13 protein-coding genes are annotated in these 14,964 nt (G+C 68.7%); 5 read left to right on the top strand and 8 right to left on the bottom strand.

The window, feature by feature from the left end; all coding sequences use genetic code 11:
* Nucleotides 1-3 precede the first annotated feature (3 nt).
* Complete coding sequence (locus K883_RS03650) at nt 4-1,989, bottom strand: serine/threonine-protein kinase PknD (protein WP_008259849.1); 1,986 nt, start codon at nt 1,987-1,989, stop codon at nt 4-6.
* Between the two features lie 15 nt (nt 1,990-2,004).
* Nucleotides 2,005-3,111, bottom strand: coding sequence for a phosphate ABC transporter substrate-binding protein PstS (pstS, locus tag K883_RS03655; RefSeq protein ID WP_008259858.1), 1,107 nt, complete (start codon nt 3,109-3,111; stop codon nt 2,005-2,007).
* Nucleotides 3,112-3,295: 184 nt separating this feature from the next.
* On the opposite strand from pstS (K883_RS03655), the gene K883_RS03660 reads away from it, so the two are divergent.
* Genes K883_RS03660 through pstA form a run of 5 tightly spaced genes read left to right on the top strand, consistent with a single transcriptional unit; the run spans nt 3,296 to nt 8,351 of the window.
* Nucleotides 3,296-4,102 carry an ATP-binding cassette domain-containing protein gene (locus K883_RS03660; RefSeq protein ID WP_051701139.1) on the top strand — a complete coding sequence of 269 codons (807 nt, stop codon included), beginning with the start codon at nt 3,296-3,298 and terminating at the stop codon, nt 4,100-4,102.
* Nucleotides 4,103-4,138: 36 nt separating this feature from the next.
* Nucleotides 4,139-5,272 (top strand): phosphate ABC transporter substrate-binding protein PstS, encoded by a 1,134-nt coding sequence (gene pstS, locus K883_RS03665; protein ID WP_014712274.1) that lies wholly within the window; start codon nt 4,139-4,141, stop codon nt 5,270-5,272.
* A 50-nt stretch (nt 5,273-5,322) separates the two neighbouring features.
* Entirely contained in the window at nt 5,323-6,453 is a 1,131-nt protein-coding gene (gene pstS, locus K883_RS03670; RefSeq protein WP_020823406.1) for a phosphate ABC transporter substrate-binding protein PstS, read from the top strand.
* 22 nt (nt 6,454-6,475) lie between these two features.
* The gene (gene pstC / locus K883_RS03675; RefSeq protein ID WP_051197834.1) at nt 6,476-7,501 is read left to right on the top strand and encodes a phosphate ABC transporter permease subunit PstC; all 1,026 of its coding nucleotides are present in this window, start codon (nt 6,476-6,478) and stop codon (nt 7,499-7,501) included.
* A 1-nt stretch (nt 7,502) separates the two neighbouring features.
* Nucleotides 7,503-8,351, top strand: a complete 849-nt coding sequence (gene pstA, locus K883_RS03680; protein ID WP_008259864.1) for a phosphate ABC transporter permease PstA — start codon at nt 7,503-7,505, stop codon at nt 8,349-8,351.
* 27 nt (nt 8,352-8,378) lie between these two features.
* On the opposite strand, the gene K883_RS03685 is transcribed toward pstA, so the two are convergent.
* From K883_RS03685 to K883_RS03710, 6 genes are all read right to left on the bottom strand, one after another.
* A complete protein-coding gene (locus K883_RS03685; protein ID WP_008259874.1) occupies nt 8,379-8,819 on the bottom strand; it encodes a response regulator in 441 nt (146 codons plus the stop codon).
* Nucleotides 8,816-10,417 carry a sensor histidine kinase gene (locus K883_RS03690; protein ID WP_008259883.1) on the bottom strand — a complete coding sequence of 534 codons (1,602 nt, stop codon included), beginning with the start codon at nt 10,415-10,417 and terminating at the stop codon, nt 8,816-8,818. Before K883_RS03690 ends, K883_RS03685 begins: the two co-directional genes overlap by 4 nt.
* Complete coding sequence (locus K883_RS03695; RefSeq protein WP_008259898.1) at nt 10,414-11,559, bottom strand: PP2C family protein-serine/threonine phosphatase; 1,146 nt, start codon at nt 11,557-11,559, stop codon at nt 10,414-10,416. The genes K883_RS03690 and K883_RS03695 overlap by 4 nt, the downstream gene beginning before the upstream one ends.
* A gap of 247 nt (nt 11,560-11,806) precedes the next feature.
* Nucleotides 11,807-12,976 (bottom strand): acyl-CoA dehydrogenase, encoded by a 1,170-nt coding sequence (locus tag K883_RS03700; RefSeq protein WP_008259901.1) that lies wholly within the window; start codon nt 12,974-12,976, stop codon nt 11,807-11,809.
* An 83-nt stretch (nt 12,977-13,059) separates the two neighbouring features.
* Complete coding sequence (gene purE / locus K883_RS03705) at nt 13,060-13,575, bottom strand: 5-(carboxyamino)imidazole ribonucleotide mutase (protein WP_036455259.1); 516 nt, start codon at nt 13,573-13,575, stop codon at nt 13,060-13,062.
* A 27-nt stretch (nt 13,576-13,602) separates the two neighbouring features.
* Nucleotides 13,603-14,898, bottom strand: coding sequence for a 5-(carboxyamino)imidazole ribonucleotide synthase (locus K883_RS03710; RefSeq protein WP_369798903.1), 1,296 nt, complete (start codon nt 14,896-14,898; stop codon nt 13,603-13,605).
* Nucleotides 14,899-14,964: the final 66 nt, after the last annotated feature.

Below are 14,964 nucleotides of genomic sequence, written 5' to 3' on the forward strand. Positions count from 1 at the left end.
GCCTCAGGGCGTCAGCTTGACCACCCGGTCGTTGCCGCGGTCGGCGATATAGACGCTTCGTTCCTTGTCGACCGCCACCGCCAAGGGCGTGTTGAGCCCGTCGAACGGCAGGACGGTCGGCGTGTTCGAGCCCGCCGGGAACTTCAGCACGTCACTCTTGTCGTGTTCGGTGACGTAGACGGTGCCGCTGTTGTCCACCGCGATGCCCCACGGCACGGAGACGTTCTGAAATGGCAACTCCGCCTGGGTATTCGAATTGGCGTCGAGCTTGACGATCCTGTTGTTGTCGGTGTCGGCGACGTACACGGTGCCCGCGGCGTCGACGGCGACACCGTCGGGATTCTTCAGTCCGTTGAACGGCAACTCGGTCTGGGTCTTGGAGCCCGCCGCCAGCTTCACCACCCTGCTGTTGCCGCGGTCGGCGACGTACACCGCGCCCTGGCTGTCGACCGCGACGCCCTCGGGGTAGCTCAGACCGGAAAACGGCAGCACCTTCTGGTCGTTGGAGCCCGCGGCCAGGCTGACCACCCGGTTGTTGAAATCGGCGACGTACACCGTGCCGGCGCCGTCGACGGCCAGACCCTGCGGCTGGTAGAGCCCGTGGAACGGCAGCACCGTCGTGGCGTTCGAACCGGCCGTCAGCTTCACCACGCGCCCGTACATGCCCTCGCTGGTGACGTAGACGTCGCCGGCGCTGTCCAGCGCCACCCCGCCCGGGGAGAGGCGGAAGTCAATCCCGTTGAAGGGCAACACACTTTGACCGGACGCCTCCTGCGGCGGCCCCGAGGACCGCGTGGACAGGTAACCGGCGACCGCCACGATGAACGCGACGAGGGCGACGAGCGCGATGGCGCCGACGATGATCCACTGCTTTCGCTTGCTGTCGATCGGCACGGCGGGACTCCTGAAGTCCGGCCCGGACCCGTAGGTGTGGCCGAACGTCGTTGGGGCGGGACGGATCAGCGAGGGGTGATGGCCGGAGCGCTCGGACCAGCCGGTGCCGACGGTCCTCGGGGCCACCGGACCGGCCATGGTCTCGGCCGCGGGCCAGGACTGCGGCTCGCGCTCCGGGCGTTGGGCCGACGCCTCCGCACGCTGGACCGCGTCCTCCCCTTCGCGCAGGATCGTGGTCGCCTTGCGCTGCTCGGACGTGGTCAGCGCGTCATGCGCGGCGGCGGCGAATTCGCCCGCGGTGCGATAGCGCTCCTCGGGACGTTTGGCCATGCCCTTGGCGATCACCTGATCCAGGGCGGGCGGAAACGCCCCGGGGCGCAGTTGGCTGGGTGACGGGGGTGCCTTCGTCAGGTGCGCGGCGACCAGCCGTTCGATCGTGTCGGCCCGATACGGCGGCGAGCCGGTCAGGCACTCACTCAAAACGCATGCGAGCGAATAGATGTCGGCGCTGTGGGTGACGGTGTCGTCGGTGAATCGTTCCGGCGCCATGTAGTAATACGTGCCGATCGCGGTCCCGAACTGGGTCAACCCCGGATCGGTTGCGGCCCGGGCGATTCCGAAATCCGCCAGGTACGCGAAGTCGCTGCCGGTGATCAGGATGTTGCCCGGTGTGACGTCGCGGTGCGTCACCCCGACGGCGTGCGCCGCGTCCAGCGCGGCGGCGACCTGGCTGATGATCGCGATCGCCCGCGGCGCGGCCAGCGGCCCGTCGCGGCGCAACAGCGTGCCCAGGTCGACGCCGTCGACGAGGCGCATGTCCACATAGAAACGCCCGTCGATCTCGCCGTAGTCGTGGATCGGCACCACATGCGGTTCGGTCAGCCGTCCGGCGATATCGGCCTCGCGCTGCAGGCGGGCACGGAACTCCGAGTTGCCGGAGAACTGTTGTGAGATCAGTTTCAGGGCCACCATGCGGCGCTTGCGGGTGTCCTCGGCCTCGTACACCTCGCCCATGCCGCCCTGGCGCAGCAGGCGCACCAGCCGGTAGGGCCCGAACCAGGACCCGGCCCGCGAGGCCGGTCCGCTATCGCTCACCGTCGAGTCTCCATGTCACGAAATCGCATTGACCGCGCCCGACAGCTTCGCCGTGAACGAGCTGGGCAGCGGGATGGAACCGTACTGGTCCAGCCCCTCCTGGCCCGGCCCGATCGCGGCCTGCATGAACGCCTTCACCGCCTTGCCCGTCGCCGCGTCCGGATACTTCGAACAGACGATTTCATAGGTCGCCAGCACGATCGGGTACGCGCCGGACTGTGTCGGCTTGTAGAACGACGAGGTGTCCAGCACCAGGTCGTTGCCCTGCCCCTTGAAGGTCGCCCCGGCGATCGTCTTTTCGACGCTGTCCTTGGTGATCGGCACCGCGTCCGGGCCCGCCGACGTGATGATCGACGCCATGTTCAGCTGCTTGCCCACCGCGAACGACCACTCGTTGTAGGTGATCGACCCCTCGGTGTTCTGCAGCAGCGCGGACGTGCCGTTGTTCCCGCTGGCGCCCTGCCCGACGCCGCCGTTGAACACCTCGCTGTCGCCCTTGCCCCAGGCGCCGTCCGACGCGCCGTCGAGGTACTTCTGGAAGTTGGCGGTGGTGCCGGATTTGTCGCTGCGGAAGATGACCGTGATGGGCGTCGACGGCAGGGCCAGGCCCGAGTTGATCGCCTTCAGCGCCGGATCGTCCCACTTGGTGATGGTGCCGTTGAAGATCTTCGCCACGGTGGGCCCGTCCAGTTTCAGCCCGCTCACCCCGGTCAGGTGATAGGTGACCGCGATCGGGCCGAACACCGTGGGCAGATCCCAGGCCTGCGAACCGCACCGCTGCGCCGCCCTGTCGTTTTGACCGGTGGACGGGTCCAGCGGGACATCGGAACCGGCGAGATCCGTTTGGTTGTTCAGGAATTCGGTCACGCCGGCGCCGGAGCCGTTGGCGTCGTAATCAAGCGTGTAACCCGGGCAGGCCCGAACGTAGGCGTAGACGAACTGCTCGATGGCGTTCTGCTGCGCGGTCGAGCCGCTGTCTTTGAGGACCTTCTTACCGCCGCAGTCCACCGACGCCTGCTTGCCGCTCGATCCCGACGACGAGTTGTTGTCGCCGCATCCCGCCAGCGCCAGGGCGACGGCGGCCACCACGCTCACGGCGACGCCAGATCGAGCGAACCTCACGAAACTCCTTCGATCGTCAACAAAAGTTAACCAATCGCGAATATACAAACCCTTGACAAAGAATAAGAGGTTAATGGCCGGTGACCGCGTGCCGGGCGCAGACACGTAGCATCGGTTGTCAATGCGTCGCGAACAACAGTTACCGGCCGCAGTTGCGGCTCCTGTCGCCGAGGGTGGCCAGCTCATGCGGGCCGTCGACCTCACCCTGGGGTTCGGCCCCAAAACGGTCCTCGAGCAGGTCAGCCTCGACTTCCCCGCCCGTTCCGTCACCACCCTGCTGGGGCCGACCGGCTCGGGCAAGACCACCTTCCTGCGCACCCTGAACCGGATGAACGACAAGGTCTCCGGATTCCGGCACAGCGGTGACGTCCTGCTGGGCGGGCGCACCATCTTCGCCGACCGCGACCTGATGGAGTTTCGCCGCAGCGTGGGCATGCTGTTCCAGCGTCCCAACCCGTTCCCGATGTCGATCATGGACAACGTGGTGGCCGGCGTGCGCGCGCACAAAATGGCGCCGCGCAAGCAATTCAAAAGCGTCGCCGAGGCCCGGCTCACCGAGGTCGGCCTGTGGGACGCGGTGAAGGATCGCCTCGGCGATTCGCCGTTCCGGCTCTACGGTGGCCAGCAGCAGTTGTTGTGCCTGGCCCGCGCGCTCGCGGTCAACCCGGACGTGCTGTTGCTCGACGAGCCCACCTCGTCGCTGGACCCGACCACCACCGAGAAGATCGAGGGACTGATCCGCTCCCTCGCCGACCGGCTGACCGTGATCATGGTCACCCACGATCTCGCGCAGGCCGCCCGTACCGGCGACCGGACCGCCTTCTTTTTCGAGGGCAGGCTGGTCGAGGAGGGGCCGACCAAGCAGTTGTTCCTGTCGCCGCAGCACGAGGAGACCGTCCGCTACTTCGCGCCGTTCCGGCCGGCACAGGGCTCGGATCGGGGTTCCTCGCAGACGGCCGGGGTCGCGGAAAGCGTCTCAGAAAGCCAATAGCGGGAAAGGGTCTCGCCGGGAAGAGGAAGCGGGGACGTGAGGAGTCGTCTGGGTACGCTGCTGGGTCTGGTGGCCATCGCGCCGCCGGTCCTCGGGATCGCGGCGTGCGGTTCGCACGCCGAGACCGCCGGGCGTGGTGCGTCGAGCACCGGCCCGGCCGCCGTCAGCGTCGCCACCGCCCCGGCGACGTCCACGATCGAGCTCTCCGAGACCGGCAGCACGCTGCTCTACCCACTGTTCAGCGAGTGGGGCGCCGCCTACCGCGCCAAGCACCCGAACGTCACCATCACCACCCAGGGCAGCGGCTCGGGCGCGGGGATCTCCCAGGCCGCCGCCGGGGCGGTCGTCATCGGCGCCTCCGACGCCTACCTGTCCGCGGGCGACATGGCCGCGCACAAGGGGCTGATGAACATCGCGCTGGCCATCTCGGCGCAGCAGGTCAACTACAACCTGCCCGGGGTGCATCAGCACCTCAAGCTCAACGGCAAGGTGCTGGCCGGCATGTACCGGGGCACGATCAAGACCTGGAACGACCCGCAGATCGCCGGCATCAACCCCGGCTTGCAGCTCCCCGCGACCCCGGTGGTGCCGCTGCACCGCTCCGACGGGTCCGGCAGCACGTTTCAGTTCACCCAGTACCTGTCCAAGCAGGACCCCGACGGCTGGGGCCGCTCGCCCGGGTTCGGCACCACCGTCTCCTTCCCGGCCGTGCCCGAAGCGCTGGGCGAGAACGGCGACGGCGCCATGGTGACCGGCTGCGCCGCGAACCCGGGCTGTGTGGCCTACACCAGCATCGGTTCGCTCGACGAGGCCGACCAGCACGGCCTCGGCGAGGCAAAGCTGGGCAACGCCTCCGGCAAATACCTGCTGCCCAACGCCAAGAGCATTGGAGCCGCGGCCGCCGGCGTCGCCTCGAAAACCCCGGCGAACCAGGCGATCTCGCTGATCAACGGCCCCGCCACGGATGGGTACCCGATCGTCAACTACGAGTACGCGATCGTTAACGCGGACCAGCGCGACGACGCCACCGCCCAGACGCTGCAGGCGTTCCTGCACTGGGCGATCACCGAGGGCAACGGCCCGTCGTTTCTGGACAAGGTTCACTTCCAGCCGCTGCCGGCCGAGGTGGTGACGCTGTCGGACGCCCAGATCGCCAAGATCGGCGGATGAGCGCAGAAAAGCAAAGGGACGCAAGGGACCTAAAGGAAAGAGAAAGGGAGATGGCCGTGAAAGTTCGTATGAGTAGGTTGCTGGCGATGGCCGCGACCGCGCCCCTGGTTTTCGCCGCCGCTGCGTGTGGTTCGAACTCGCAGACCGGTGCGCCGAGTCAGGGTGGCGGCGGCCCGGTCGCGACGACGCCGGCGTCGTCGCCGGTGACGTTGTCGGAGACGGGCAGCACGCTGCTGTACCCGCTGTTCAACCTGTGGGGCCCCGCCTATCACGACAAGTACAACAACGTCACTATCACCACCCAGGGCACCGGCTCCGGGACCGGGATCTCCCAGGCCGCAGCCGGGGCGGTCGCGATCGGCGCCTCCGACGCCTACCTGTCCGAGGGCGACATGGCCGCGCACAAGGGACTGATGAACATCGCGCTGGCCATTTCCGCGCAGCAGGTCAACTACAACCTGCCCGGTGTCACCGAACACATCAAGCTCAACGGCAAGGTGCTGGCCGGCATGTACAACGGCTCCGTCAAAACCTGGAACGACCCGCAGATCACCGGGCTGAACCCCGGCGTGAATCTGCCTGCCACACCGGTGGTTCCGCTGCACCGCTCCGACGGCTCCGGTGACACCTTCCTGTTCACCCAGTACCTGTCCAAGCAGGACCCCGACGGCTGGGGCAAATCGCCCGGCTTCGGCACCACCGTCGCCTTCCCGACGGTGCCCGGCGCGCTCGGGGAGAACGGCAACGGCGGCATGGTGACCGGCTGCGCGGACACCCCGGGCTGCGTGGCCTACATCGGCATCAGCTTCCTCGACCAAGCCCAGGGCAAGGGGCTCGGCGAGGCGCAGCTGGCCAACGCCTCCGACAAGTACCTGCTGCCCGACGCCAAGAGCATTCAGGCCGCGGCCGCCGGATTCGCCTCGAAAACCCCGGCGAACCAAGCGATCTCGCTGATCAACGGCCCGGCGCCGGACGGCTACCCGATCGTCAACTACGAGTACGCCATCGTCAACAGCGGACAGAAGGACGCCGCCACCGCCCAGACCCTGCAGGCCTTCCTGCACTGGGCGATCAGCGACGGCAACAACGCCTCGTTCCTGGACAAGGTTCACTTCCAGCCGCTGCCGGCCGACGTGGCGAAGCTGTCGGACGCCCAGATCGCCAAGATCAGCGGCCAGTAGGGGTTTGGTGACCGACATCGCGATGGGCGGCGCGCGGGCGCGGATCCGCGGCGCGCGCCGCCCGGGCCTGGCCATCCGTTCCCTGGGTGTGGCGGGCGCGGTGGTTCCGCTGCTCGCGCTCGTGTTCGTGCTCGCGACCCTGCTTCTCGAGGCGCTGCCCGCGATCAGGGTCAACGGGCTGCACTTTTTCACCGCCACCGAGTGGAACCCCGGCAACACCTACGGCGACGCCGTCGTCACCCGCGGCGTCCGCCATCCCGTCGGCGCCTACTACGGGGCGCTACCGCTGATCGTGGGCACCCTCGCGACCTCGGCGATCGCCCTGGTCATCGCGGTGCCGGTGTCGATCGGGGCGGCGCTGGTGATCGTGGAGCGGTTGCCGAAGCGTCTCGCGTCGGCCATCGGGATGGTGCTCGAATTGCTCGCCGGCATCCCCAGCGTCATCGTCGGCTTTTGGGGCGCAATGACATTCGGTCCGTTCATCGCCCACTACGTGGCCCCGGCGATCGCCCGCAACGCGCCCGACGTGCCGGTGCTCAGCTACTTGCGCGGCAACACCGGTAACGGGGAGGGCCTGTTGGTGTCCGGGCTGGTGCTGGCGGTGATGGTCATTCCCATCATCGCCAGCACCACCCGCGACCTGATCCGTCAGGTGCCGGTGCTGCCCCGCGAGGGCGCGGTCGCGCTGGGGATGACCGACTGGGAGTGCGCGCGGCGGGTCACCCTGCCGTGGGTGTCGAGCGGCATCGTCGGCGCGGTGGTGCTCGGGCTCGGTCGCGCGCTGGGAGAGACGATGGCCGTCGCCATGGTGTCGGGTGCAGTGTTGGGCGCGATACCCGCCAACATCTACGCGACGATGACCACCATCGCGGCCACCGTTGTGTCGCAGCTGGATTCGGCGATGACGGACTTCACCGACTTCGCCGTGAAGACCCTCGCCGAGGTGTCCCTGGTGTTGATGGTGATCACGTTGCTCACGAACGTCGCGGCCCGCGCGATGGTGCGCCGGGTGTCGGGCACGGCGCTGCCGGTGGGACGGGGTGTCTGAGATGGTCGGTACCCGACGCAAAATCGTCAACGCGCTGTTCTGGATCGGCTGCGTGTGCTGCCTGGCGGTGGTGGTCGTGCCGACGCTGTGGATGCTGGTCGAGGTCGTCGGGCGCGCCCTGCCGGTCTTCAAATGGAGCGTGCTCACCGAGAACACCCGCGGCAACGGCGGCGGGCTGCGCAACGCCATCATCGGCACCGTGGTCATCGGCGTCGGCGTCATGCTGGTCGGGGGCACCGTCAGCGTGCTGACCGGGATCTATCTCTCCGAATTCGCCGGCGGCAGAACGCGTTCCATCCTGCGCGGCGCCTACGAGATCCTGTCCGGCATCCCGTCGATCGTGCTCGGCTACGTCGGCTACCTGGCCCTGGTGGTGAAATTCCACTGGGGCTTCTCCCTGGCGGCCGGGGTGCTGACGCTCTCGGCGATGAGCATTCCCTACATCGCCAAGGCCACCGAGTCCGCGCTGGCGCAGGTGCCCACGGCCTACCGGGAGGGGGCCGAAGCGCTCGGGTTGCCGCTCGGCTGGACCCTGCGCAAGATCGTGCTCAAGTCGGCGATCCCCGGCATCGTCACCGGGTTACTGGTGGCGCTCGCGCTGGCGGTGGGCGAGACGGCGCCGATGCTGTACACGGCGGGCTGGTCGAACTCGGCCCCGACCGGCAAGCTCACCGACTCACCGGTCGGCTACCTGACCTACCCGATTTGGACGTTCTACAACCTGCCGTCGAAGGCGGCCCGCGACCTGTCCTACGACGCCGCGTTCCTGCTGATCGTGTTCGTGTTCCTGCTGATCATCCTCGGGCGGCTGATCACCTGGTTCGCGCGGCGGCACTCGGAATCCGGGTAGCCCGATTCGGTTGCGCCACAGTCTCGTTCAGGCCGTCGGCAGCCGCACCACCTGAACGAAGAACTCGTCGATCTGCCGGACCGCCTTCATGAACTGGTCCAGGTCAACGGGTTTGGTGACGTAGGCGTTGGCGTGCAGCTTGTAGCTCTTGAGGATGTCCTCCTCGGCCGAGGAGGTGGTCAGCACGACGACCGGGATCTGGGCCAGGTCGGGGTCGGACTTGATCTTCTCCAAAAGCTGGCGGCCGTCGTATTTGGGCAGGTTCAAATCCAGCAGGATCAGGTCGGGCCGCGGCGCGTCGGCGAACTCGCCGCGCCGGTACAGGTAGTTGAGTCCCTCCTCCCCGTCGTGCGCGACGTGCAGCCTGTTCTTGAGTTTGTTGTGCTCGAACGCTTCTCGCGTGATCAGCTCGTCCCCCGGGTCGTCTTCGACCAGCAGGATGTCGATCGCTCTTCCTTCGGGTGTCACTGATGCGCTCCTTCCAAAGCGACTGAGTCCTCTTCCTCGACGGGCCCGGGCATGGGCAACGTGAATTCGAATCGCGTCCCCTCCGTGTAGGACGTGTCGATCCGCACGGTGCCGCCGTGGTGCTCGACGATCTTCTTGACCAACGCGAGACCCACGCCGGTTCCCGCGTACACCTCCCGGCCGTGCAGCCGCTGGAAGATGACGAAGACCTTGTCGGAGAATTCCTCCGGGATGCCGATGCCGTTGTCCGACACGCTGAACAACCATTCGCCGTCGTGGGTGCCCTCGCCGGGTGCGCATTCGATGACGACGCGGGGCGGGCGATCCTTGTGCCGGAACTTGATCGCGTTGCCGATCAGGTTCTGCCACAGCATCGTCAGCAGCGTCGGATCCCCCACGATCTCCGGGAGCGGCTCCGTCGGGCGCACGATCTGGGCTTCGGTCTCCTCGATCGCGACGGCCAGGTTGGCCAGGCCGGCGTCAAGCGTCGCGTCGAGCTGCACCTCGGTCTCCGTGGTGCCCAGCCGGCCGACCCGGGAGAAGGTGAGCAGGTCGTTGATCAGCGCCTGCATGCGTTTGGCGCCGTCGACCGCGAATCCGATGTATTCGATGCCGCGTTCATCGAGCTTGTCGGCGTACCGTTTCTCGAGCAGCTGACAGAAGGAGGCCACCTTGCGCAGCGGCTCCTGCAGATCGTGCGAGGCGACATAGGCGAACTGCTCGAGTTCGGTGTTGGACCGGCGCAATTCGGCGGTCTGCTCATCGAGCAGGGTTTGGGCCGAACGGGACACGTCGAGCTCTTCGACCATGCGCTTGCGCATGTTCTCGACGTCGATGGCCATGTTGCGAATGTCCTTGGGCCGCTTGGGCGCCGAGATCACTTCGTCGAAATTGCCCTGGGTGATCCGGCGGCAGGCCGCGGCCAGGTTCGCGATCGGCCGGGTGATCGCCGCGCGACTCAGCAACCCCAACAGCAGGGCCGCGGCCAAAACGATCAGCACCATCGCGCCCAGCACCCAGTCGCGCCAGCCGTTGATGTCGTTGAGCTCGTCGACGGCGCTGGCCGCCGCGTCGGCCAGGTGCGTGTTCTGCGTGTCGAAAAGCACTCGCAGACGGTCGAATTTGGCCTTGCCGAGGTCGGCCATCGAGGTGCTGACGACGCTGGGAACCTTGGGGGTCACGGCCGCGATGACGGGTTCGGCGTAGCTGGTGCGCCAGTCCGCGGCGGCGGTTTCGACCGCCTCCAGGTCGGCGATCAGCTCCGCGCGCCCGCCCACCAGCCGCCGAATCTCGTCGGCGGCCGCCCGTTCGGCGCGTTGCCCGTCGTAATACGGCGCGAGGAACTGCCGGTCGGCGGTGATCAGGTAACCGCGCACGCCCGTTTCCTGGTCCCGCAGGGCCGCCTGCAAATGGGTCGCGGCGACGCGCGCCGGCTGGATGTCCTCGCCCACCTGGCGCGACACCTGGTCGGTGCGGTCCAGCAGCACCCCGCCGACGACCGCGCCGAGGAGCACCGTCGCACCCATGATCCACAGGACGAGGGCCAGCCACCCCCGCACGGTGAGCTGCGCGAGCCGAAGCGGAGCCGGTGGGATCACGTGGTGGTCCTCTCGATGCGGAGCACGGCGATGTCGTCGGTGAGGCCGCCGCGCGGCTCGGCGAGTTCCTGGGCGCCGTCGATGAGGGCGTCGACGAATGCCGGGCCGGGTCGGTTGGCGTGCGAGCGGGCCAGCTCGAGCAGGCCGTCCTCGCCGAGCCGCTCGGTCCCCTGCCCCGAATAGCCTTCGTAGAGACCGTCGGTCAGCAACAGCAGGCCGTGGCCGGCGGGCAGCTCCAGCTCGTGGCGCGGCCAGCCGTCGGCGCGCAGGCCCAGCGCCGGGCCGCCCGGCGGCTCCACCCACTGCACCGCGCCGCCGCCCTGCAGCAACATCCCCGGATGCCCGGCGCGGATGACGCTGACCTCCGGGCGCTCCGGGCAGATCTCGAGGCTGAGCACGGTCGCGAAGATGCCGGTGCCGGTGCGTTCCGAATACAGCACCCGCTCGAGCTGGCGCATCAGGTCGACGCCGTGCACGCCGGCGAAGGTGAGCGTGCGAAACGCGATCCGCAGCGCCGCGCCCAGGGCCGCCTCGTGCGGGCCGTGCCCGGCGACGTCGCCGATCAGGACGTGCACGATCCGGTCGGGCGTCTGGACGACGTCGTAGAAGTCGCCGCAGAGCAAAGCGCCTTCACGGCTGGGGCGGTAGCGGGCGACGATGTCGACGCCCGGGTCGTCCAGCAGCAGCGGGGAGGGCAGCAGTCCGCGTTCCAGCAGCGCGTTCTCCCGGGCCCGCAGCTGGGTCGCGTGCAGGTCGGCGGCGATCAGCTCGGCGCGCTTGCGCTCGATCGCGTACAGCAGCGCGCGGCGCAGCATCTCCGGCTCGACGCGGCCCTTGACCAGGTAGTCCTGGGCGCCGGCGGCGACGGCCGACGCCCCGAAATACTCGTCGTTGAGCCCGGTCAGCACGACGATCGGGACGGTGGCGTCCAGCTTGGCCACGCGGTCCAACGCGTCGATCCCGCTGGCGTCGGGCAGGTGCAGATCCAGCAGCACGCAATCGGGGCGGGCGGATTCCAGCTCGCGTTCGGCGTCCGCCATCGACTTGGCCCACACCACCCGGATGTCGGCGGCCGCGTCGGCGATCAGGTCTTCCACGAGCACCGCGTCGGCGCGGTCGTCCTCGACCAAGAGCAACGACAAGGATTGCCAACTCGCCGTCGGCGTGACCGGAGCACGTGCCGGAATCAATTCCCGGCCATCTGTGGACGGGTGTGGGAAGTCACGTTCTGCACTTGCAGACCCCCTGGCCGCGATAAGACCCTTGCTCGTTGGCGGTGGTCGGACGGGATAGCCGGTGCCTGTTTACCGACCGTCGGCTTGGACTTCACGCGCCGTGGAGATCCTATGCGGTGCGGGCCGGGTTTTCCCAATGGACCCGCGGAACGAATCAGCGCAGCAGCGCCCGCGACATCACCACGCGCTGAATCTGATTGGTGCCCTCGTAGATCTGGGTGATCTTGGCGTCACGCATCATCCGCTCGACGGGGAAATCGACGGTGTAGCCGGCGCCGCCGAACAGCTGCACCGCGTCCGTGGTGACCTCCATCGCGACGTCGGACGCCAGGCACTTCGACGCCGCCGAGATGAAGCCCAGGTGCGATTCGCCGCGCTCGGCGCGGGCGGCAGCGTGGTACACCATCAGCCGGGCGGACTCCACCTTCATCGCCATGTCGGCGAGCATGAACTGCACGCCCTGGTTGTCGCTGACCGGGCGGCCGAACTGCTTGCGGTCCTTGGTGTAGGCGATGGCCGCGTCCAGCGCGCCCTGGGCGATGCCGACCGCCTGCGCGCCGATGGTGGGCCGGGTGTGGTCCAGCGTCGCGAGCGCCGTCTTGAAACCGGTGCCCCGCTCGCCGATGATCCGGTCGCCCGGGATGCGGCAGTTCTCGAAGTACAGCTCGGTGGTCGGCGAACCCTTGATACCCAGCTTCTTTTCCTTGGGCCCGACGCTGAATCCCTCGTCGTCGGAGTGCACCATGAACGACGAAATCCCATTGGCGCCCTTGTCCGGATCGGTCACCGCCATCACCGTGTACCAGCTCGACTTGCCGCCGTTGGTGATCCAGCATTTGGCGCCGTTGAGGATCCAGTCGTCCCCGTCGGCCTTGGCCCGGGTCCGCATCGATCCGGCGTCGCTGCCGGCCTCGCGCTCGGACAGCGCGTAGGACGCCATCGCCGAGCCGTCCGCGATCGAGGGCAGCACCTGCTTTTTCAGCTCGTCGGAGCCGCGCAGGATCAGCCCCATCGTGCCGAGCTTGTTGACCGCGGGAATCAGCGACGCCGAGGCGTCGACGCGGGCGACCTCTTCGATGACGATGCACGCGGCCACCGAGTCGGCGCCCTGCCCGCCGTACTCCTCGGGCACGTGCACGGCGTTGAAGCCCGACGCGTTCAGGGCCTCCAGCGCCTCCTGCGGGAAGCGCGAGTTCTCGTCGACGTCGGCGGCGTGCGGGGCGATTTCCTTTTCCGCCAGCGCGCGGATCGCCGCCCGCAATTCGGTGTGTTCCTCGGGCAACTGGAACAGATCAAAGGTGGGATTTCCGGCCCATCCAGCCATCTCGAGCCTCCTACGCTCTCCTGTGGCGCCCTGCCGAACCGCCCGACTCCTGCGCGGGCGCGGCGCGCCTCGTCGCCAAGCTACTAGTCGGTAACTTTACCCCGGCGCTGCTGCAGCGCCTCATCCTTGGCCCGCACGGTCTCGGCCAGCTGCTGCTGGAAGTCGACGATCCGGGCACGCAGCGCCGGGTCCGACGATCCGAGGATGCGCACGGCGAGCAGGCCGGCGTTGCGGGCGCCGCCGATGGAGACCGTGGCCACCGGGACACCGGCGGGCATCTGCACGATCGACAGCAACGAGTCCAGGCCGTCGAGCCGCGCGAGCGGCACCGGCACGCCGATCACCGGCAGCGGCGTCGCGGACGCGACCATGCCGGGCAGGTGCGCCGCCCCGCCGGCGCCGGCGATGATCACCTCGATGCCGCGCCCGGCCGCGTCGCGGGCGTAGTCGAACATCACCTGCGGGGTGCGGTGCGCCGAGACGACCCGGACCTCGGCCGGCACGTCGAACTCGGCCAGCGCCGCCGCGGCGTCCTGCATCACCGACCAGTCGCTGTCGCTGCCCATGATCACGCCGACGCGAGCCTGCTGCTCACTCATGGTCATGGTCATTTGCGCCGCTCCTCCTCATCGACTGCGCTCTGCATCGTCGCCGGCGTGTGGATCCCATCCGTCCGTCCACTGCCCGTGTGACAACCAGTGTGCCGCCAGGTCGGCGCGTTCCCGCAGCTTCGCCACGCTTTCGCGGGCCGGGTCCAGGCCGACGAAGTTGATGTGGCCGACCTTGCGGCCGGGGCGCTCCTGCTTGCCGTACAGGTGCACCCGCGCGTCGGGCATCCGCGCGAACAGGTGGTGCAGCCGCTCGTCGACGCTCATCTGCGGGGGTGCCGCGGCGCCCAGCACGTTGGCCATCACGGTCACCGGCGCCAGCGCGTCGGTGTCGCCGAGCGGGTAGTCGAGCACCGCGCGCAGATGCTGCTCGAACTGGCTGGTGCGCGAACCGTCCATGGTCCAGTGCCCCGAGTTGTGCGGCCGCATCGCGAGCTCGTTGACGAGCAGCGACCCGTCACCGGTCTCGAACAGCTCGACCGCGAGCACCCCGACCACCCCGAGCTCGCCGGCGAGCCGCAACGCCAGCCGCTGCGCCTCGGCGGAGACGTCGCCGGGCAGGTCCGGCGCGGGGGCGATCACCTGCACGCAGATCCCGTCGCGCTGCACGGTCTCGACGACCGGCCACGCCGCCCCCTGCCCGAACGGCGACCGGGCCACCAGCGCGGAGAGCTCGCGGCGCAGGTTCACCTGCTCCTCGGCCATCACCGGCACGCCGTCGGCCAGGAAGGCGGCCGCGATCTCGCGGGCGTGCACCGGGTCGCGGGCCATCCGCACCCCACGCCCGTCGTAACCGCCGCGGATCGCCTTCACCACCACGGGCCCGGCGATCCCCCGCGCGAACTCGTCGAGTTCGTCGACGCTGCGGATCTCGGCGTAGCGGGGCACCGGCACGCCGAGGGCCTCCAACCGCCGCCGCATCACGAGCTTGTCCTGCGCGTGCACCAGCGCCTGCGGCGGTGGCGCCACGTTGATGCCCTCGGCGACGAGCTTGTCCAGCAGTTCGGTCGGCACGTGCTCGTGGTCGAACGTCAGCACGTCGGCACCCTCGGCCACCCGGCGCAGGTCCTCGAGATCGGTGTGCGAACCGATCACCACGTCGGGGGCGACCAGCGCGGCCGATTCGCCGGCGTCGGTGGCCAGCACCCGCAGCGTCTGCCCCAGGGCGATCGCCGCCTGGTGGGTCATCCGGGCGAGCTGACCGCCTCCGACCATCGCGACGACGGGGATGACCCCGGGGACGGCTCGGGCGGCCGGGGGGCGCGTTTCGAGGGGGGCTGCGCCCGGGGGGCGTGTACTCGGCACGGCCATCATCGTGTCACGGCCGCGCACACCGCCGCCAAGGCGTGTGACCGGCGCTGACACTGAATTGTTATGTAC

Origin of the sequence: Mycobacterium sp. TKK-01-0059 (assembly GCF_000709305.1) — a bacterium.
In the GTDB taxonomy this organism is placed as follows: domain Bacteria; phylum Actinomycetota; class Actinomycetes; order Mycobacteriales; family Mycobacteriaceae; genus Mycobacterium; species Mycobacterium intracellulare.